Genomic DNA, 20,347 nt, shown 5'->3' with positions numbered 1-20,347 from the left:
CCCGTGGATGCAATCGTGGGTGAGGGCTTCAGGCCCTCGTGACGGCTACCAGGTGTAGCCGACCGTGGCGGACGTGCGGCGGCGCTCGCCGTAGAAGCAGGCCGTCGCGGAGCTGCACGAGGACACGTAGGTCTTGTCCGCCACGTTGGAGGCGTTGATGGCCGCGCGCCACGGGCCGCGCTCGTAGTGCACGCTCGCGTCCACCAGTGTGAAGCCCGGGACCTCCAGCGTGTTCTCGCGGTCCGCGTAGGAGCTGCCCACGCCGCGCACGCCCGCCGCCGCGCCGAAGCCGCGCAGCGCTCCGTCCTGGAACGTGTAGTCCAGCCACAGCGACGCCAGCACCTCCGGCACACCCACCGGGCGCTTGCCCAGCTCCAGCTCCGCCCCTTCCGTGATCTCCAGCGAGTACAGCGACGCGGAGCCAATCAGGCTCAGCCCGCGCAGCAGCGTGGCGTTGGCCTCCACCTCGAAGCCGCGCGAACGGACCTCGCCAATCTGCAGCTGGTTGAAGGCGCCATCCGTCGTCACGAAGTTCTGACGCTTCAGCTCGAACACTGACAGGCCCACCAGCACCGGGAACACATCCGGCTGGTACTTCACGCCCGCTTCAAGCTGCTGGCCCTTCTCCGGCTCGAACAGCGAGCCGTCCGACTTCGTCCCGGCCACCGGGTTGAACGACCTGGAGAAGCTCACGTATGGCGCGACGCCGACGTCGAAGCGGTAGAGCAGACCCGCGCGGCCGCTGAACGCGCTCTCGCTGCCGTCGTAGCTGGACGTGGGCGCGAGCTCGTTGTCCACGTCCATGCCCACCCAGTCATGACGCCCGCTCAGCACCAGGCTCAGCCGGTCGCCGATGCGCAGCTGGTCCTGGAGGTAGACGCCCAACTGGTTCTGCGTGGACTGGTTCAGCGTGTAGCGCGTCTCCGTGGGCGTGTAGTCGCCGCGCACGGGGTTGAGCAGGTCCAGCGGCGCGCCCGCTTCGTAGCCCTGCTCGTCGTTCAGCACGTAGTTCTTGAAGTCCACGCCCGCGAGCACCAGGTGGCGCACGGGGCCGGTGCTGAAGCGCACGTCGCCCTGCGTGTCCACCGTGAAGAGGTTCGCGGTCGGCCGGGTGACGAAGTTGCCGCGCGACAGCTGCGCGTCCGCCGGCTCACCCACGTAGCCCACGCCGTAGAGCGTCTGGAAGTCCAGGTCCAGGTGCGCGTAGCGCAGGCTTTGCCGCAGCGTGAAGGTGTCGTTGAAGCGGTGGGAGAACTCGTAGCCCGCCCAGGACTGGTTGCGCTGGAAGTGGTCCAGGCTCTTGTCGCTGGTGAAGAGGTTGGTGGGGATGCGGCCATGGGGCGCGTCCACCACGGTGCCCACGTACGGCAGGAAGTTCTGCCCCTGCGTGCGATCCGCCATGAAGCTGCCGTGCAGCGTCAGCGCCGTGTTCTCCGTCGGCGCCCAGGTGAGGGCCGGCGCGATGAAGAGCCGGTTGTTGTCCGTCTCCTCCACCTGCGTGCCGCCGCCGCGCGCCAGCGCCGTCACCCGGTAGCGCCAGTGGTTGCCCGAGTCGATGGCGCCGCCGAAGTCCACGGCCGCGTAGCCGTTGGCGAACTCGTTGACGCTCAGCTCCACGTGCCGGATGTGCCCTTCCACCGGCGGACGCTTGCCCACCATGTTGAGCAGGCCGCCCGGAGACGTGCCGCCGTACAGCACGGAGGAGGGGCCGCGCAGGGTCTCCACGCGCTCCAGGCCGAAGGTCTCCAGGCGCCAGGTGGCGAAGCTGCTGGAGTAGAGCTGGAGCCCGTCCAGGAAGTAGCCGCCCTCCTGGGACGCGAAGCCGCGAATCAGGAACCAGTCGTTGCGCGGATCCGCGCCGAACGTGTCCGCGCGCACGCCCGGCGTGTAGCGCGTGGCCTCCGTCACGGACTGCACCTGCTGCGCGTCCATCTGCGCCCGGCCCACCACCGACACCGACTGCGGCATGTCGCCAATCGCGGTGTCCGTCTTCGTGCTGCTGCCGCTGCGGCGCGCGGTGTAGCCCTGCACCGGGCCGTTGGCGCGCTCGCTCTCCACCACCACCGTCTTCAGGTAGAGGTCGCCTTCCCCCAGGACTTCACCCGCGACGGGAGACTGCTCGGGCTCCTGGGGCGCGACCGGCTCCTGCGCCAGGGCAGGGGAGGCGAGGAGGGAGAGGGCGGCGCCAAGCAACGCCCCCGGGACGAGGTGGCGCGGACGGCTGCGGAACGGAGTGGCAGGTTGAGAATGATTTGCGAAATCAGGGGCTTGTCGCGTAACACGCGCCCCCTGAGGCGGCAAGCCGGGAGTCGCCCACGCCCTCCCGGTCCTCGCCTCGCCACACCGGATGTCTGCCTTCAAAGCCCCGGGTATGTGTTTACCCGGAGCTGTCTTTCCCTGCCATCCGAGGGGGCCGGGTTTCAGGCTCGCTCGACGCGAAGCTTCGCGGGCAGGCCGTTGAGGCTGGCCTCCTCCTCCGTGCCGGTGAGGCCCTGGGGGCCCACGTGGATTTCGGAGGCGAGCGTCTCGCGAGCAATCTCGTCGCGGGCGGCGTCGACCACGCGCTTCACGCGGTCATCGCCGTCCACCCACAGGCGGATGCGGTCGGTGTAGCCCAGGTTCATGTCCTTGCGGGAACCCTGCACGCGCGCCAGCAGCTCGCGCACCAGGCCTTCGTCCACCAGGGCTTCCGTGAGCTGCGTGTGCATCACCACCACGCCCACGCCTCCGCCCGCGGCGGCGTAGCCCGGCTGCGCCTCCACCAGCGTCTCCAGCTCCTCGGCCGGGAAGACCATGTCCTCGCCGCCCACGTTCAGGGCGACCTTGCCCGTCTGGAGCAGCTCCTGGTGCAGCGCGCGGCCATCACCCGAGTCGAACGCCTTGCGCACCGGCGCGAGCTTGGGGCCCAGCCGGCTGCCCATGGCGCGCAGGTTGGGCCGCACGCGGTAGCGCACCACGTCCGCCTCCGGGCTGCCCGGCTCCACCAGCTTCACGGTGTGCACGTTCAGCTCGTCGCTGATGAGCGCCTGGTACACCGCCACGCGCTCCGTCAGCTCACGGCGCGACAGGATGACGTCCGCGCGCGACAGCGGCTGGCGCACCTTGAGCCGGTTGTCCGTGCGGACCTTGAGGCCCAGCGACACCAGCTCGCGAACGGCGCCCATCTCCGCGGCCAGCCCCTCGTCGATGAGGCTCGCGTCCACGTCCGGGAAGCTCGCCAGGTGCACGCTCTCCGGCTGCGACGCTCCCCACGGCTTGCCCACCAGGTTGCCCCACATGTCATCCGCGAAGAACGGGATGAAGGGCGCGGACATGGCGGTGATGGTCGTCAAGGCTTCGTAGAGCGTGAAGTACGCGTCCTGCTTGTCCTGTTCGAAGCCCGGCGCCCAGAAGCGCTCGCGGCTGCGGCGCAGGTACCAGTTGGACAGCGCGTCCACCAGCGCCACCATCCGCTGGGCCGCGTCGTACACCTGATAGGTGTCCAGCGCCTTCGCCACGTCGCGCAGGGTGAGCTGCACCTCGGAGAGGATCCACCGGTCCAGCACCGGCCGGGCCTTCACCTCGCGCCAGCCCTGGCTCTTGCGGATGGCCAGCCACGGCGCCTCCGTGCTGGTCGCGGTGCCCTTCGCCGGGTTGAAGCCGTCGATGTTCGCGTAGATGGTGAAGAACGAGTAGACGTTGCGCAGCTTGACCTGGAAGTCCTTCTGCAACAGCCGCACGTTCGCCAGCGAGTGGCGCGTGTTGGACCAGGTGGGGCTGGCCGCGTAGAAGAACCACCGGAACGCGTCCGCGCCCGGCGCCTTGGTGGCGGGGTCCTTGAGCACCACGCGCTCGGTGGCCGCCAGCCGGGGCACCTCCACCGGCATCACGTCCACGCCGCGCGCGGAGGGCTTCACGTCCAGCTGCTGAAGCTCCTGCGGCGCCAGCAGCACCACGCGGCGCTTGAGCTTCTTGTGCACCTTCACGGTGACGCTGACGGGCGCGTCCGGCCGGTCCGGGCGGAAGAGCAGCACCTTCGCGCCCTCCTGCGTGTCCAGGCCCTCCAGGTCCTCGCGCGCGATGAGCGCCACGCCGGGCTCCGCCGGGACGCCGGCCTCCGTGGCGGTGAGCACCGCGAAGTCCATGCGCACCTCGTCCAGGATGATCTCCGGCGGGGTGTAGTTGCCCTTGGACTTGGACTCCTTCTTGCCCTCCTTGTCGGAGACGTGGCCCAGCACGATGCAGCTCTTGTACGGCATGGGCCACTCACGCTTGGGCGTCAGGCCCATGCGCTTCTGCGTCTCCTCGTCGAAGAGGAGCGTGCTCACCATCAGCAGCGAATAGAACCAGCCGCGCGTCTGGTCGATGGCCTCCGAGATGAAGTCCGCCGGGAACGCGCGGTTGAACGTCTCCTTGCTGCCTTCCGCGTGCGGGAAGCCCCACTGCGCGAAGGGCATGCAGCCGGAGTCGAACCACACGTCCACCACTTCCGGGACGCGCTGGAACTTCCCACCGGAGCCGGCCTTCTCGTACGTGACCTTGTCGATCCACGGCTTGTGGACGAGCAGGTGCTCCGCGTTGGACTCGTGCGGCTTGCCGGCGAGGAACGCCTTCAGCTCGGCCTCCACGGCGGCCACGTTGTTGCCCGGCTTCTGGCGCAGCTCCGCGATGGAGGCCACGGCCTCCGTCTCACCCGTCTCGGAGTGGATCCACAGCGGCAGCGGCGTGCCCCAGTAGCGCTCGCGCGACAGGGCCCAGTCCACGTTGTTGGCCAGGAAGTCGCCGAAGCGGCCGTCCTTGATGTTCTCCGGGACCCAGTTGACCTGCTGGTTGTTCGCCTTGGCCTGCTCGATGACGGAGGTGGTGCGGATGTACCAGGCGGGGCGGGCGTACTGGATGAGCGGGTCTTCGTCCGCGCGCCAGCAGAAGGGGTACTCGTGGCGGTACTGCTCCGTGTGGATGAGCAGCCCGCGCTCCTTCAGGTTGCGCTGCAGGTCCTTGTCCGCGTCCTTCACGAAGCGGCCGGCGACGAGCGGCACCTCCTCCGAGAACGTGCCGTCCGGCTTCACCGCGCAGCGCATGCCCAGCGCATCCGGGTCCTGGAAGCGCGTGGCGTCCTTGCGGTAGGCCTTGTAGTCGTCCTCGCCGAAGGCGGGCGCCGTGTGGACGATGCCCGTGCCGCTGTCCAGCGTGACGAAGTCCGCCGGAATCACGCGCCAGCCCACCGTGTCCTGTCCGCCGTCCTTCAGGGGCAGCGTGGCGTCCGCCTCCTTCGCGAAGTACGTGTCGAAGGGCGGCGTGTAGCGCTTGCCCACCAGGTCGCTGCCCTTCTGCGTGGACAGCACGGGCAGGTCCTTCTTCAGCTTCTTGGCCAGCTCCTCGCGCAGCGCGGCGGCGAGGATGAGCTTGCGGTCGCCCGCGTCCACCGTGACGTAGTCCACGGATGGGTTCACGGCCGCGTACATGTTGGACGGCAGCGTCCAGGGCGTCGTCGTCCAGATGAGCAGCGACGTGTCCGGAGCATCGCGCAGCGGGAAGGCCACGTAGACGCTGGGGTCGTCCACCGTCTTGTAACCCAGGCCCACCTCCGCGGCGGACAGCGCGGTGCCGCCGCGCGGCCACCACCACACCACCTTGTGGCCCTGGTACAGCAGGCCCTTCTTGTAGAGCTCGGAGAGCGCCCACCACACGCTCTGCACGAAGCCGCGGTGATAGGTGACGTAGGCCTCGTTGAGGTCCACCCAGAAGCCGATGCGCTGGGTCAGCCGCTCCCACTCCCCCGTGTAGCGGAACACGGACTCGATGCAGCGCTCCGTGAAGGGCTCCACGCCGTACTTCTCGATCTCCGCCTTGCCGTGGATGCGGAGCTCCTTCTCCACCTCCACCTCCACCGGCAGGCCGTGCGTGTCCCAGCCCGCCTTGCGCGGCACGTAGTGGCCTCGCATGGTCTGGTAGCGCGGGAACAGGTCCTTGATGACGCGCGTGAGGACGTGGCCGTTGTGGGGCAGGCCGTTCGCGGTGGGCGGGCCTTCGTAGAAGACGAAGGAGGGCTTGCCTTCGTTCGCCTTGAGCGATTTCTCGAAGATGCCGCGCTCCTTCCAGAAGGCCAGGATGCGGCGTTCCTCGGCCGGGAAGTCCATCTCCACGGGGACCGCGTTGAACAGGGGCGAAGGCGTTTCAGGCATGGTGGCCTGCTTGATACCACCGGCCCGGCCCTTTGGCAGTGAATCCAGGCCCTTGCGAACCCGCCCGCACGCCGGTGGACAGATTTGCCTAAGCCGAAATTCGTGCAATTCGTGCCGGAAGGGTGACACCCTGACCGCTCCCCGGGCAGCCACTGGAGGTCCCCCGCGTGACGCACGTCCCCCCGAAGCCATCCCTCTCCTACCTGCTGGCGGCGCTGGTGCTGTGCCTGGGCGCAAGCAGCGCGAGCGCGCAGGTGTCCCGGACGCTGAGCACGCCGGGCCCCACGGCGCAGGCGCAGAAGGTCTACAACCTGCTGACCGACCTGGAGAACAACAGCCGCAACGGTGGGACGAAGCAGACCATCATGGGCCAGCACTGCGAGGCCCAGAAGGAGGCCTACGCGGGCGAGTACTGGGTGAAGGTCGGAGACATCTCCGGCCGGCGCCCGGGCTTCGTGGAGTTCGACTTCGGGCCGGGCAACTACAGGAACACCTACGCGGAAGCGTACGTGGACTACGCGGTGGGCTTCGCGCGAGACCGCTTCAGCTACGGCGAGGGCATCGTGGGGTTCAGCTTCCACATGTCCTATCCGGGCGCGCCGGTGAAGAGCTGGCCGAACAACTTCCGGCAGTCATGGATGGATTACAACTGGTTCGGCCGGGTCATCAACTGGCAGGCCAACACGGCGGAGTACCAGGCGCTGCTGAGGGATTTGTCCTTCGCGGCGGACAAGCTCGCGTACCTGCAGCAGCAGGGCGTGCCGGTGCTGTACCGCCCCTTCCACGAGATGAACAAGAAGGGGAGCGCGTCACCGTTCTGGTGGGCGAACCAGGACCCTGCTCAGTACAAGCAGCTCTGGAACATCACGCACGACTACCTGGTGAAGACGCGCGGTTTGAAGAACCTCATCTTCGTCTGGTCGCCGTACGAGTGGGACGGCACCTACGGCGGGGACCCGTGGAACTACTACCCGGGCAACGACCGCGTGGACGTGGTGGGCGTGGACATCTACCACGGCAATCCCTACTTCCCGGCCCAGTTCTACACGGGGCTCGCGGGCTACAACAAACCGCGCATGCTGGCGGAGACGGACAAGCTGCCGGTGCGCTGGGGTGACAGCCGTTACGGCACGGTGTCCGAGTTGGACTCGCGCCCGTGGGCCATCTACTCCGTCTGGGGCGACTCGCTCGTCTACAACCTGGGCACGACCAGCCCCAACGACTGGAACGTGTCCAGCAACTACAAGGCCATCAAGGACACGTATGGGTATTACAGCACGTACTGGCGCGTGCTGACCGGCGGGAGCAACGCGACCTACAACTGGGGCGCGTTGCGCTGAGGGCCGGGGCTCACCAGTTCGTGGGGCGGTAGTCCTTGAAGAAGTTGCCCCAGACGTACTCTCCGGTGTTCACGGCGGTGATGACGGGGTCCACGATGCGCGCGGCCCCGTCCAGGATGTCCAGCGGGGGCTGGAAGTCCAGCTCCTGCACCTTCCGCTCGGCATGCTGCGCGGGGTCCTCGTCGGTGACCCAGCCGGTGTCCGCGGCGTTCATGAAGATGTTGTCGCGCGCGTAGTCCGACGCGGACGTCAGCGTCATCATGTTCAGCGCGGCCTTGGCCATGTTGGTGTGCGGGTGCTTGTCCGTCTTCGTGCCGCGGGAGAAGCTGCCCTCCATCGCGGACACGTTGACGATGTGGCCCGGCCGCGAGCGGTCCTTCAGCATCAGCGGCTTCAACTTCCCGCACAGGATGAAGGGCGCCACCGCGTTCACCAGGTGCACCTCCAGCATCTCCGCGGTGCGCACCTCCGACAGCTTGAGGCGCCAGGAGTTCGTAGCCCGCAGGTCCACCTGCTGGAGGTCCGCGTCCAGCCTTCCTTGCGGGAAGAGGGCGCCTGTGTCGCCCTCCTGCTCCATGGCGTAGGGCACCAGCGACAGCGCCGCGGAGGAGTGGATGCCCAATGCCGGGTCGCCGCTGCGCCAGGTAGCCACGGGCAGTGACGTGTTGCCCATGTCGCCCGGGCCCAGCGCGGGACGGAGCGCGGCGATGCAGGCCTCATGGCCCGCGAGCAGCGCGCGCAGCTTGGGCGCCAGGGTGCCGGCGTCGCGCAGCTCGCCCTCCAGCAGGTGCTGGTAGAAGCCCGGGGGCCGGCGCACGGTCTGCGCGGCATTGTTGATGAGGATGTCCAGCCGCTCGTGCGTCTGTTCGATGTGGCGCGCGAACAGCTCCACGCTGGGCGCGTGCCGCAGGTCCAGGCCGTGCACCTGGAGCCGGTGGGCCCAGTCCGCGAAGTCCGGCTCGCGTGCGTAGCGGTGCACCGCGTCCTGGGGGAAGCGCGTGGTGGCGATGACGGTGGCGCCCGAGCGCAGCAGCATCAGCGACGCCTGGAAGCCAATCTTCACCCGCGCGCCGGTGATGAGCGCCACCTGGCCGGTGAGGTCCGCGCGCTGCGTGCGCCGGGCGTAGTTCAGGTCCCCGCACGGGATGCACATGGCGTCGTAGAAGAAGTGGAGCTTGCGGTACTCCCCCTTGCACACGTAGCACTTGCGCGGCACCTCCAGCAGGCGCTCCGGGCCCGCTTCCGGCGGCGGCGCGGGCAGCGCGGGCAGGCTGAGCACCGGCGCCTTTCGCATCATGCGGATCTCCGTGCTGGCGCGCACGGCGCGGTCGTTGGCGCGCTGCGCGTCCTTGCGCTCCTTCTTGAGCGCGCTCTGGAGCCGGTTCTTCGAGGCCTTGTCCGGGTGGACGAGCCGGCTGGCGCCGGCCAGCAGGGCGTGGTGGTCCTCGTCTGGGAGGCGGTGCAAGAGCACGCGGTGCCTGGCGAGCGTGTTGAGCAGCGCCGTGGCGCGGCGCACGTCCTCGACGGAGACATCGGGGGGCAGGGCCGTGTCGGCTTCGGGCGACGACGGCGGGAGGTTCTCGACGGCCAGATTCTTCACGCCCTGGTGCTTACCCTCCCGGGCGCGCCAGGGGAAGGTGCGGCTTGAGCGGGCCTGGAGGGCAAGCGGGCAGGGGCCTCCCCCCGGAGGGGGCTCCGAGGGGGAGGCGCCAGGAAGGGGAAGCGCCGCATCGCATGGTCGTCTGACGGGCCCAGGAAGCCCCGCGCCGCGGATGGGTCACGACGCCTTGAAGGTCTGGCTCCAGGTGGGGGCCACCTTCTCGATGAGCGTCACCAGCTCCGGCGGGATGTCTCCGGCGCCGGTGAGGGGGCGGACCTCCATCACGTCGTCGTTGCCCATGCCGCCGGGATAGCGGCGGGCCCACTCGATGGCCTCCTCCTTCGACTTCACCTCCAACACGTAGAAGCCGCCGATGAGCTCCTTCGTCTCCGCGTAGGGGCCATCCTTCACGCTGGACTTGCCGTCCTTGAAGACGACGTGCGCGCCCGGGGAGGGGCTGAGTCCCTCGGAGGCGATGAGCACGCCGGCCTTGTGCATCTCCTCGTTGTATTTCATCTGCGCGATGAAGACGGCCTCGTCGAAGGGCGCGTCCGAGTGCGTGGGCTCGAGGGTGGAGGGGCGGGGGATGAGCATGAAGCGCATGGGGGCTCCTGGGGTGAGGGTGTGGGGCGTGGCTCCATCCACACGACGAACGGCCGTGCGGTGGATCGACACGGATAGCTCACGCGCCGGTGCGCTTGAAGCACAACCCCGGGCTCAGTTCGACCGGGCCATCTCCACGGCGTCCGCGCCCGCGGGCTGGCGGAGCGGGGATGACGGGTCGTTCACCGCGCGCCAGATGGCCTCCGCCACGTCGAGCGACCGGGTGACCGGCCCCGACTGCTGCGCCGTCCTTCTGTCGAAGATGCTCCGCACGAAGCCGGAGTACGCCTCGGGGACGGAGACGCCCTGGTCCTGAATCCGGGCCTGGGCGTTCTGGGCGAAGGGCGTCTCCGGGGACCGCCCCGGAATCACCAGGCTCACCCGCACATTGAAGGGCTGGAGCTCCAGCGCGAGCGACTCGGTGAACGCGTTGAGCGCCGCCTTGCTCGCGCTGTACACGGCCAGCAGCGGGAGCGGCTTCAGCGTCGTGCCCGATGAGACGTTCACGATGACCCCCGACTTCTGCTGTCTGAACCCGGGTAGGAACGCCTGGGTCACGGCCATCGCACCGAACGTGTTCGTTTCGAAGGTGCCGCGGATTGTCTCCATCGACGTGCCTTCGAAGACGCTCATCAGGCCGACGCCCGCGTTGTTGACCAGCACGTCGATGGGGCCCGCGGCCTCCACCAGCTCGCGGATGCTTTGGGGGTCGGTGATGTCGAGCGGGAGCACGCGCAGGTGCTCCGAGCGGGGTAGCACGTCCTCGCGCGGCTTGCGCATCGTGGCGATGACCTTCCAACCACGCTCGAGGAAGTAGCGGGCGGTGTCGAGTCCGAAGCCAGACGAGCAGCCGGTGATCAAAAGGGTCTTCATGGCGGTTCCTGTCAGTGCGGGGTCCGGTGACAGGTATAGGGAGCGCAATCCGGACCTGCTACAACAGGGAGTCCAGATTTCATTCGCAGGAGTCCGGTCATGGTCGATCCCCTCGCGGAAGTGGTTTCGCTGCTCCAGCCGGGCGCCCCGTTCTCGAAGCTCGTCAGCGGCGCGGGCCGGTGGCGGGTGCGGCGCGCGGAGAATGGGAGGCCCTTCTACTGCGCGGTCCTCATGGGGCGGAGCCGCCTCGCGGTGGACGGACGCGAGCCGGTCATCCTCGAGAAGGGGGACTTCGTCCTGATCCCCGCGGCGTTCGACTTCACGACGTCGAGCATCGAGCCACCGAAGGGAAAGCACGAGACGCCTCGCATCGTGTTGCCCGATGGTGAAATCAGGAACGGCGTCCACCACGGCCCGCCCGATGTCCGGATGATGGTGGGGTACTGCGCCTTCGCCTCTCCGGACGCCAGCCTGCTCGTTTCGCTCCTTCCCCAGTTCGTGCACGTTCGCGGTGAGCAGAGGCTCACCGCCCTCGTGGAGCTCTTGAGGGACGAGTCGCGCGAACGGCGGCCCGCGCGCGAGGTCATCCTCGCCCGCCTCATGGAGGTGCTGCTCATCGAAGCGCTCCGCTCCACGGCGGGCATCGCGGCGTCGCCCGGCCTGTTGCGAGGGCTCTCCGACGAGCGCCTGTCCGTCGCGATCCGCCGGATGCACGAGCGCCCGACCCAGGCGTGGACCGTGGTGCAGCTGGCGAAGGAGGCCGCGCTGTCCCGTTCGGCGTTCTTCGAGCGCTTCAACCGCGCGATGGGCATGGCCCCGATGGAGTACCTGCTCGGCTGGCGCATGGCCCTGGCGAAGGACCTGCTGCGGCGCAAGCAGGAGGTCACCGTCGCCGAGGTCGCGGAGCAGGTCGGCTACAGCTCCGCGAGCACCTTCAGCGTGGCCTTCACCCGCCACGTCGGACTGCCGCCCACGCATTACGCGCGGGAGCAGCGCCAGGCACCGGACGCCGAGGGTGGGGACCCGTCACGGCGGGCCACCGGGCAGCCGGGCCCCGGGCGGTCCACCCGGAGGGGCGGCGGACGCACCCCCGCGAGTCGGACCCCGGTGGTAGAGCTGTCCCGCCATGGATGATCCCACCGACAGGGACCCGGAACGCCGCCGGGAGCCTCGCAAACCGAAGCCGCCCCGGAAGGTGTCGCAGCGCTACCTGGAGAACGCGGCGCTGCACTACCTCAAGAGGTACGCGGCCACGGTGAGCCAGCTCAAGCGCGTGATGATGCGCCGGGTGGACCGCTCCGTGAAGTTCCACGGCACCGACCGCGCGGAGGCCGTGGGCTGGGTGGACGCGCTGGCGGAGAAGCTCATCCGCAACGGCCTCATCAATGACCGGACCTACGCGGAGACGCGAGTGCACTCGCTGCGTGCGTCCGGCCGCAGCGCGCGTGTCATCACCCAGAAGCTGCGCATGAAGGGCGTGGCGCCGGAGCTGGTGCAGGAGAAGCTGGCGGAGGCCACCCAGGACGTGCCCGAGGACGCCGCCGCCCGCATCTGGGCGCGCAAGAAGCGGCTGGGCCCCTACCGGCGCGACCTGAGCACGCGCGAGGAGAACCGCAAGAAGGACCTGGCGGCGCTCGCTCGCGCGGGCTTCTCCTTCGCCATCGCGAAGCGCATCATCGACGGGACGGCGGACGACCTGCCGTCCCGCGACTGATGGCCCTGGGGCTCAGTACATCTTCAGGTCGTACTTCGCGGTGGGCGTGTAGTCGGACCCCGACGGCCGGTTGCGCGCGTCGGTGATCTTCACCGCGTAGACGCCATTCGCCACGACGTTCGCTGTCGCGCGGTAGACGAAGCAGGACGGGGTGATTTGCGAGCAGACGGTGCTCGACGTGCTGCCCACGAGCGCGCCCAGCGTGCGGGTGGCGTAGTTGTACGCGTAGATGTCGATGCGCATCCACGGGCCGTTGCGCAGGTTGTAGGTCTCCACCGTCATCACCTGGTTGATGGGCGTGGCCACCAGCACCCAGTCCACGTCGTTCTGGCGGTGGAAGGAGTGGTTGAGCTGCGGCGTGCCCAGGTACGAGGACGCGGTGGTGTGCGTGTTGTCGCTCTCGTACGAATCCGGAGGCGCCAGCAGGCAGTTGGCGGGCGGGCTGAAGCCGTCATTGACGCAGACGTTGCCCACGCAGTTGCAGCCGGAGGCGCAGTCCGAACCCGCGTTGCAGGCGCGCACGGGCGCCTGGTCACAGTGGCCCTCGGGCGGCGGCGGCCCGAACCCGTCCGGTACGCAGAATCCGCCCTGGCAGGCACAAGCCTCCCGGCATCCCAGGCTGTTCGTACAGGCCCGGGTCGCCAGCGCCGCCTCCTGCGTCTCCAGCGTCTCCAGCGCCGCGGGCTCGGGCGCCAGCGGCTGCTCCTCCACGGGGCCGCAGGCCACGATGAACAGCGCCAGCGCCGCCGCACTCCAATGAAGCATCTTCACGGGGGTCTCCTCGGGTGGGAATCCCGGAGAGGGACGCGGGAGTGCGCCTCCTGGAGGGGAATTCCTATTTCACCCAGAGTGAACTCTGCCCTCTGGGGGTTGGCCTGACAATCCTTGCCAAGTGCAACAATTTGGGATTCTTGAGACCTCGGAAAGTGCGTTGAACAGGCGCGTTTCCAAGCAGTGCGGAGCGTCTGGGAATGCGATGACATTGCTACTTTCCGGCGCGAGCATTCTTCTCTCGTCCCAAAAAAACCGCGGCCCGGCGTCCCTCCCGCGTGGTGGAAGGACACCGGGCCGCATGGGCCTGCTGTCTGGCTTTGACTACTCCTGGAGGTGTGTGACGGTCAGCGCCGGGTCTCCGGCGATCTCCGCCTCCGTGTAGCGCCGGTCCACCCACTGCTTCTGGGAGAACATCGCCGTCTGGTCCGCGAACCAGGGCGAGGCCGGGTTGGTGGACTGGGAGTAGGTGAGCACGGACTTCGCCACGGGGCCGGCGTCCGTGAAGGACACGGCCATGACGAAGCTGGAGCCCAGGACGGGCTCATACGTGCCATCCGGCAGGAGCTGGTTGGCGATCTGGTTGAAGCAGCCCTCGTCGTGGGCGCAGCCGTGCACCGGGTAGAAGATGCCGTTCTTGCGCTTGCCCTGCACGGAGCCCGTCGTCGCATCCAGCGGGATGTTGCGCTCGCGCAGCGTGCGGATGGCGGTGCCCAGCGCCTGGGCCACCTGCGGGTTCAGCGTGTTGAGCGTGCGCGGCGTGTTGACGGGGTCGTTCGCGTTGAAGGGCACCAGGTACGGCCCGCCGGTGGCACCCACCGCGGTGAAGAGGAACACGCGCCAGAGCAGCTCGCCCCGGCTGTCCAGGTCGCCCTTCAGGTCCCACGCGGCCAGCACGGGGCAGGCGGGGCGCAGGTCCTCGAAGGTGAGGTCCGGCATCAGCACGAAGGGTGTGCGGCGGCACAGCGACACCGCGGCGTCGCGCAGCAGCTCGCCGGAGTAGTTGCGGTTGTTGAACATCACCGTCTGGAGTTGCTCCAGCGTGAAGCCCTGGCCCTCCAGGCCGTCCGTGCCCGCGAGCCGGCCCTGCACCATCTTCAGGCCCAGGCGGGTGCGCAGGCTGCGCACGTTCTTCTCTCCGCCCAGGATGCGCGGGAAGCCGGTGAGCGGCTGGGCGGGGTTGGGCAGCCAGTAGCTGTCATTGGAGTTGGTGACGTAGTCGGCGCGGGTGAGGCGCGGCAGGCTGCCCGGGCCGAAGATGCCCGGCTCCACCGCGTCCGCGTCGCTGCCCAGCGCGCAGTCGGAGCGCGAGCCGTCCAGCACCGGCAGCCCCGCGCTCGCGAGCACCAGCAGCGGGATGGGGGACAGCACGCAGCGCAAAAGCTTCGCGTCGGTGACGTGCGGCACCACGCTCATGTCCGCGTAGTACGCGCGGCCCTGCGCGTCCGTGGCGATGGTGTTCACCCACGGGATGCCCTGCCAGGTGGCCTGCGCCGTGCGCAGCTCGTCCACGTTGGCCGCGCGGTCCATGGCGAAGAACGCGTCCAGCAGGCGCAGGTTGGAGGCGTTGGCGTCATGGAACGCGTAGCCGGTGAGGCCGTTCCACGTCATCAGGCCGGATGGGTACTCCATCATCGGGCCCAGGTGCGAACGGTAGAAGGTGTGCTGACGCGGCGTGAGCGAGCCGTCCGCCGCCTTCGCCTGCACCGTGACGGTGCGGGTGGTCATGTCGCGAATCTGGCCGTCGTACAGGTACTTCGTGGGGAAGCCCGGGATGAGCTTCAGCTCGAAGGGGGTGAAGCGGTACGCGGTGGAGACGGTGTGGCTCCAGGCCAGCGTCTCGTTGTGGCCGATGAGGATGGCGGGCACGCCCAGCAGGCTCACGCCGGAGACGTTGAGCTTGCCCGGCACCGTGAGGTGGGCCTCGTAGAAGCGCTCCGAGCCTTCCCAGGGGAAGTGCGGGTTGGCCAGCAGCATGCCCTTGCCGTTGCGCGTGGCCTGGCTGCCCAGGCCGAAGGCGTTGCTGCCCAGGCCCAGCGTCTCCGAGCTGGGGAAGACCTTGCGGTCCAGCGTGGCGGGCACGGGCAGCGGCAGGGGCAGCGTGCCGTCCGGCAGGAGGGACGGGGGCTTCGCGTCCACCAACGCGTCCAGGAAGAAGAGCGAGCTGGCGAAGAGGCTGAGCTGGTAGTAGCGCCGGTACAGGTCGCGCTCGGTGATGGGGCGCACCCAGGCCGCGCCCTTGCAGCGCGGATCCGTCAGCCCGTCCACGCCGGTCTCCGTCAGGTAGCGGTTGATGCCCGCCGTGTAGCCGCGCACCAGCTCGCGCACGTCCTGGGACGGGCCCAGGGGCGGCGGCTTCGCCAGCAGCGCCTCCACCGTGCCGTCGTCGTTGATGGCCTGGTAGAAGAAGTCGCTCTTCAGGTTGTTGTACTGGTTGCCCAGCGCGGCCAGGTACGTGCCGTCCGGCCCGAAGTAGCGCGAGCGCTCGGCGTTCACCGTCACCAGCGCGTCCATCAGCGCGCAGAAGTTGTCCTGCGCGAACGCGTAGCCGTAGCCGTAGCCCACACCCGCGAAGTCGTCCGCCAGCACGTGGGGAATGCCGTGCGCCGTCCTGCGCACGGTGGCGGAGAGGCTGCCCGCCCCCAACTTCACCGACGCGGTGGGGCCTTCCGGCGCCGGAGGCGTCGCGGTGCGCGGCTCACACCCGGTGGCCAGCAGCAACGCCGTCAGCGGCAGCAGCCGGGCGCCGCCGGTCCTTCCGTTACGTCCATCCATTCGAGGGATTCCTTTCACGGCGAGGAGAAATTCCCTCCTAATTGTAGAAACGCATCATTCCTGGATCGCGCCGGGACACGAGGCGAGCGGAATTCCGTGTTTACGTGTATGGCTCGCGGCCTGGGAGCCCGGGGTGCCGGACATGGCGCGCGGGCCCGGTGTTTCACGAAAGGAAACCAGCACATGAAACGGATGTTCGCGGGCGCGCTCGTCGTCGCGGCGTTGGGGACCCTGGGGTGTGGTGGGGCGAAGGCCTCCGGGCCGGGCGCGGAGGCCGTGGCGGCGCGGCAGTCGCTGGAGGACCAGCGCGCGGGGTTGCGCGCGGCGGACCAGGCCATGTCGGACGCGGCGGAGAAGTCCGGTTCGGCGCAGGCGTTCGCGGACTTCGTCGCGGACGACGCGGTGCTGCTGGTGGACGGCACGTACGCGCCCAAGGGCAAGGAGGCCATCCGCGCGTGGCTGGCCGCGCATCCGCTGGAGGCGGAGGGCAAGGTGCGCTGGGCGCCCGTGCGCTGGGACGTCAGCGCGGACGGGACGCTGGGGTACGCGGTGGGCAACGTGTCCGTGGAGTCAGGAGGCACGTCAGTGCGGCCGACCGCGCGCTACATCACCGCGTGGAAGCGCCAGCCGGACGGGCAGTGGCGCGTGGCGGTGGCGGTGCTCAACGCCACCAAGACGCCGATGACGCCGCCCGCGGGCTTCACGCCTTCGTCCACGCTGCCGGCGCCGGAGCCGCGCGCGCTTCCGCCCGCGAAGGTGCTGGAGGAGGCAAAGGCCGCGGACAGCGCGTTCTCCGCCATGTCCGTCACCGAGGGCATGGGCAAGGCCTTCGCCGCCTGGGCCGCGCAGGACGCGGTGATGCCGCTCGGATCCGCTGGCATCTTCGGCCATGACGCCATCGCGAAGGCGTACGCGCCGTTCACGCTGGAGGCCATCGACCTGCGCTGGGAGCCGGTGCTGGGCGACGCGGCGGGCTCTGGCGACCTCGCGTACACGGTGGGCCGCGCCATCTCCACGGGCAAGAACGAGCAGGGCCAGCCGGAGGTGGACCACGTGAAGTACCTCACCGTCTGGCGCCGACAGGCCGATGGACAGTGGCGCTACGTCACCGACGGCGGCAATGCCAGCCCCGGCCCTCAGGGGCCGTGACACATCGCCCTGGTTGGCCCCTTGGCGTGAATGTTTCAGCAATATTCTGTCAAGAGCTGAAATAGCCGTTTAGTCTTGTATTTCCTGACTGACGCGCCGCAAGAAGGGAGCTCCCCGTGCTGAGGAGTTCCCCTTCATGCGTACCCCTCGTTCCGTGCGTCGGCTGTCGCTGTCGTTCGTTCCGCTGCTCGCGCTCGCGGCCTGTGGCCCGGCCGAGCCCGTCACTCCTGAAGCTCCGGCCCTGACTGCTCAGGAGGCCGCGCTCACGGAGTTGCTCACCAACGGCACCTTTAGCTCCGGCTCGGTGGCGCCGTGGTGGAACAACGCCAGCACGCAGTCGTATGTGGAGAGCGGCCTGTGGCGTGTGGACGTGGCGGCGAACACCGCCAACCCGTGGGATGCCATTGTCGGGCAGAGCGGCGTGACGCTCGTGGCGGGCAGGACGTACACGCTGGCCTTCACGGCCCGGGCCTCCGCGACCATCACCACGCAGGCCACGGTGCAGCAGGAGACGGCGCCCTTCACGTCGACGCTCACGCGGTCCTTCACGCTGGACGGCACGTCGCGGCGCTTCTCGTTCCCGTTCACGTCCTCGCTGTCCACGAGCCAGGGGCAGGTGACGTTCCAGCTGGGCGGCCGCGCCAACGCCGTCACCGTGCGGCTGGATGACATCTCGCTCACCACGGAGAGCGGCTCCGGCTCCGGCCCGGTGGCGATGACGAGCGGCTTCTACGTGGACCCCAACTCCAACCCCGCGGTGTGGGTGCGCAACAACAGCGGTGACGGCCGCGCGTCGCGCATCAACGCGTCCATCGCCTCGAAGCCGATGGCGCGCTGGTTCGGCAACTGGAACAGCAACATCTCCCAGGACGTGTCCAACTTCGTGGCCGCGGCGGACGCTGCGGACAAGCTGCCCGTGCTGGTGGCCTACAACATCCCCGGCCGTGACTGCGGCAGCCACTCCGGCGGCGGGGCGGGCAGCGCGGACGCGTACCGCACCTGGATCTCCGCCTTCGCGACCGCCATCGGCAACCGGCCGGCGGTGGTCATCGTGGAGCCGGACGGCGTCGCGCAGCTGGACTGCCTCCCCAACGACACGGAGCGCGCCACTCGGCTGAGCCTCATCCGCTACGCCTCCGAGCAGCTGCGCGACCGCGCGCCCAACACCTGGACGTACCTGGACGGCGGCAACGCGAGCTGGATCGCCGCCGACACCATGGCGCAGCGCCTGGAGTCCGCGGGCGTGCGCAACGTGCGTGGCTTCTCCCTCAACGTCTCCAACTTCTATCCCACCGCGCAGTCCACCACGTACGGCAACGCGGTGAACGCCGCGCTGAACAGCCGCTACGGCTACACGCGGCAGTACATCATCGACACCAGCCGCAATGGCAACGGCTCCAACGGCGAGTGGTGCAACCCCGGTGGCCGCAAGCTGGGCGTGACGTCGCAGACGGGCGGCGGCGCGGAGATGCTCCTGTGGGTGAAGACGCCGGGCGACTCGGATGGCCAGTGCGGCATCGCCCCGGGCACGCCCGCCGGACAGTTCAGCCCGGACATCGCGAACCGCCTCATCGACGGCACCTGAGCCCCACGCACGCCTTTCGAAAGGACCGACGACATGCCGAGGAATCCACGATGGCTGCGGAGCCTGGTGCTGGGCGTGGTGATGGCAGTCGGCACGGCCTGCGGACCAGAAGACGCGATTGAGCCGGTGCTCGACCAGGCGGAAGCCGAGGCCACCGCGCTGCCCACCGCGGGCGGCGGCAGCATCCACAAGGCATACACGCGCTACGCGGCCTTCATCCTGGGCGAGCGCGCCTCGCCCCAGGCCTCCGAGGGCCCGCCGAAGGACTACCGGTGACTGTATGAGCTGGGTTTCGCGCAGTGGCCGGAGGCGCGGCTGAAGAGCGTCATCCAGGTGGGCTCGCGCAACCAGTACATCATCCAGAGCATCGGTCCCGTCACGCTGGTGGTGGGCGAGCCCCTGTAGTCCGCCGGACGTACGAACGCCTTCCCCGGCGCGAGGCTGGGGAAGGCGTCGGGGTGAAGCAGGACGGTGCCGGGGGCTCTAGCTGGACTCGCCCACGCTCAGGCGCCGGCTGGCGCCGCCGTTGCCCTTGCCCAGGGGCTGGGTGCGCTCCAGGTTCGAGCGGGCCAGGGCCTGGCGCTGTTCGTCCGTCTTCGCGGTGCCGTCCTTCTGCACCGTCATCACGCCGCCGCTGCCGTGCTGCGCCTGAGCCTGCTCGATGCTCTTCTTCAGGTCGCTGGCCGGCACCCAGTAGGCGCCGTTGATGGGGTCGCGCACGCGGTAGAGGTCGTCGTCCGTGCTATCGCTCAGGCCCGGGTTCACGCCGTCGATGGTGAGCCAGTGCAGCTCGCCGGTCTCCGGGAGCTGCTCATCTTCCGCCAGCGTCATGTTGAGCAGCGCGTTGGAGTCCACCATCGCCAGGGCCATCTGCCCGTGCTTCAGCGCGCCGCTGAGCGCGTCCGTGTTGCACTCGCCGAAGCCCTTGGTGACCTTGATGCCCATGGTGCCGAGCATGGCGCCCATCTCGTCCGGGGTCGCGCCGTCATCCAGGTTCACGGCCACCTGGTCGCTCACGCCCGTGGCAATCGTGCCCGCCTTGTTGCGCACCTTCTCGCGGGCCTCCTGCTGCGTCAGCGGGACGGCCTCCTCGGCGCTGGACTGCTCCAGGTAGGTGAGGGTGGCCTCCGCGCAGCCCTTCTTGCTCGTCTGCGCGACGGTCGTCTGCGGCGCGTTCCAGCCCTGCTCCTTCTGGGCCTGCGTCGCCTCGTTGGTGGGAATCGCGCTGGCGGCCGGGTCCGTGCCCGGAGGCGGGGGGGCGGCCAGGGAGGGCAGGCCCATCTTCTTGGCGCGCTCCTCCTCGAAGGAGTCCAGGTAGCGGCCTTCCGCGGGGTTGAGCGCCTTGGCGTCCGGCGCGTCCGGCAGGGGCTCCTTCACGGACTGGGCCGCCGCCGCGCGTTCCGCCGAGGCCTGGCGGATGCGGGCCATGACCGAATCGAGCTTGGCGCCAATGTTGATGGCCACGGGCATCTCCTGTCGCTTCTGGGTCTTTTTTCTCCCGCATTATCCGCGCAGGACTTTGGAGGTTGCTTTTGGATCACGGCTTTTGACGGAAACGCGCGATTTCAGACGCAACCGGGCAGGCGGCCGGGCCGAGAAACATGGAATCCTGGAGTGAGGGGTACACTGGACCCATGGCGAACCGGCATGACAGGGACGACGGGCCTTCCGCGCCCGGCTCCGCGCCTCGCGTTTCGACGTCGCGAGAAACTTACGGTACGGGTCGCGGTAGTGCGCCCGCGACGGGACGGGGTGGGGCGGAGGCCTCGGCGC

At 69.1% G+C, this 20,347-nt stretch carries 14 protein-coding genes; 6 read left to right on the top strand and 8 right to left on the bottom strand.

Features of this window, described 5'->3' with window-relative positions; all coding sequences use genetic code 11:
- Positions 1-45 precede the first annotated feature (45 nt).
- Both D7Y21_RS26160 and ileS read right to left on the bottom strand, forming a co-directional pair.
- Positions 46-2,193, bottom strand: coding sequence for a TonB-dependent siderophore receptor (locus tag D7Y21_RS26160; protein ID WP_233612283.1), 2,148 nt, complete (start codon positions 2,191-2,193; stop codon positions 46-48).
- Positions 2,194-2,420: 227 nt separating this feature from the next.
- A complete protein-coding gene (gene ileS / locus D7Y21_RS26155) occupies positions 2,421-6,164 on the bottom strand; it encodes an isoleucine--tRNA ligase (RefSeq protein ID WP_121716397.1) in 3,744 nt (1,247 codons plus the stop codon).
- A 167-nt stretch (positions 6,165-6,331) separates the two neighbouring features.
- Between ileS and D7Y21_RS26150 the strand changes: the two genes are divergently transcribed.
- Positions 6,332-7,504: a glycoside hydrolase family 26 protein gene (locus D7Y21_RS26150; RefSeq protein WP_121716395.1), complete on the top strand. Its 1,173-nt coding sequence runs from the start codon at positions 6,332-6,334 to the stop codon at positions 7,502-7,504.
- 10 nt (positions 7,505-7,514) lie between these two features.
- Here D7Y21_RS26150 and D7Y21_RS26145 read toward each other — a convergent pair whose 3' ends face one another.
- From D7Y21_RS26145 to D7Y21_RS26135, 3 genes are all read right to left on the bottom strand, one after another.
- On the bottom strand, positions 7,515-9,104 hold the full coding sequence (locus tag D7Y21_RS26145) for an SDR family NAD(P)-dependent oxidoreductase (RefSeq protein ID WP_120561643.1): 1,590 nt from the start codon (positions 9,102-9,104) through the stop codon (positions 7,515-7,517).
- 177 nt (positions 9,105-9,281) lie between these two features.
- Complete coding sequence (locus D7Y21_RS26140) at positions 9,282-9,707, bottom strand: YciI family protein (RefSeq protein ID WP_121716393.1); 426 nt, start codon at positions 9,705-9,707, stop codon at positions 9,282-9,284.
- Between the two features lie 114 nt (positions 9,708-9,821).
- A complete protein-coding gene (locus tag D7Y21_RS26135; protein ID WP_121716391.1) occupies positions 9,822-10,580 on the bottom strand; it encodes an SDR family oxidoreductase in 759 nt (252 codons plus the stop codon).
- Positions 10,581-10,679: 99 nt separating this feature from the next.
- Here D7Y21_RS26135 and D7Y21_RS26130 point away from each other — a divergent pair, with 99 nt between their 5' ends.
- Positions 10,680-11,714, top strand: coding sequence for an AraC family transcriptional regulator (locus tag D7Y21_RS26130; RefSeq protein WP_121716389.1), 1,035 nt, complete (start codon positions 10,680-10,682; stop codon positions 11,712-11,714).
- Complete coding sequence (locus D7Y21_RS26125) at positions 11,707-12,294, top strand: regulatory protein RecX (protein WP_120561647.1); 588 nt, start codon at positions 11,707-11,709, stop codon at positions 12,292-12,294. The genes D7Y21_RS26130 and D7Y21_RS26125 overlap by 8 nt, the downstream gene beginning before the upstream one ends.
- Positions 12,295-12,306: 12 nt before the next feature.
- Here the strand turns inward: D7Y21_RS26125 and D7Y21_RS26120 are convergent, their stop codons facing one another.
- Positions 12,307-13,065: a hypothetical protein gene (locus D7Y21_RS26120; protein WP_120561648.1), complete on the bottom strand. Its 759-nt coding sequence runs from the start codon at positions 13,063-13,065 to the stop codon at positions 12,307-12,309.
- Between the two features lie 324 nt (positions 13,066-13,389).
- Positions 13,390-15,840 (bottom strand): acylase, encoded by a 2,451-nt coding sequence (locus D7Y21_RS26115; RefSeq protein ID WP_121716387.1) that lies wholly within the window; start codon positions 15,838-15,840, stop codon positions 13,390-13,392.
- A gap of 183 nt (positions 15,841-16,023) precedes the next feature.
- Between D7Y21_RS26115 and D7Y21_RS26110 the strand changes: the two genes are divergently transcribed.
- The 3 genes from D7Y21_RS26110 (at position 16,024) to D7Y21_RS26100 (ending at position 18,850) form a co-directional block, all read left to right on the top strand.
- Positions 16,024-16,989 (top strand): DUF4440 domain-containing protein, encoded by a 966-nt coding sequence (locus D7Y21_RS26110; RefSeq protein WP_158627357.1) that lies wholly within the window; start codon positions 16,024-16,026, stop codon positions 16,987-16,989.
- A gap of 136 nt (positions 16,990-17,125) precedes the next feature.
- Complete coding sequence (locus tag D7Y21_RS26105; protein WP_121716383.1) at positions 17,126-18,574, top strand: glycoside hydrolase family 6 protein; 1,449 nt, start codon at positions 17,126-17,128, stop codon at positions 18,572-18,574.
- A gap of 33 nt (positions 18,575-18,607) precedes the next feature.
- Positions 18,608-18,850: a hypothetical protein gene (locus D7Y21_RS26100; protein WP_147469378.1), complete on the top strand. Its 243-nt coding sequence runs from the start codon at positions 18,608-18,610 to the stop codon at positions 18,848-18,850.
- A gap of 207 nt (positions 18,851-19,057) precedes the next feature.
- Here the strand turns inward: D7Y21_RS26100 and D7Y21_RS26095 are convergent, their stop codons facing one another.
- The gene (locus D7Y21_RS26095) at positions 19,058-20,038 is read right to left on the bottom strand and encodes a hypothetical protein (RefSeq protein WP_147469377.1); all 981 of its coding nucleotides are present in this window, start codon (positions 20,036-20,038) and stop codon (positions 19,058-19,060) included.
- Between the last annotated feature and the right edge of the window lie 309 nt (positions 20,039-20,347).

Source organism: Corallococcus sp. AB045 (assembly GCF_003668895.1).
Taxonomy (GTDB): domain Bacteria; phylum Myxococcota; class Myxococcia; order Myxococcales; family Myxococcaceae; genus Corallococcus; species Corallococcus coralloides.
The sequence above is the reverse complement of the archived record's forward strand: the minus strand, read 5'-3'. Positions and strand labels throughout refer to the sequence as shown.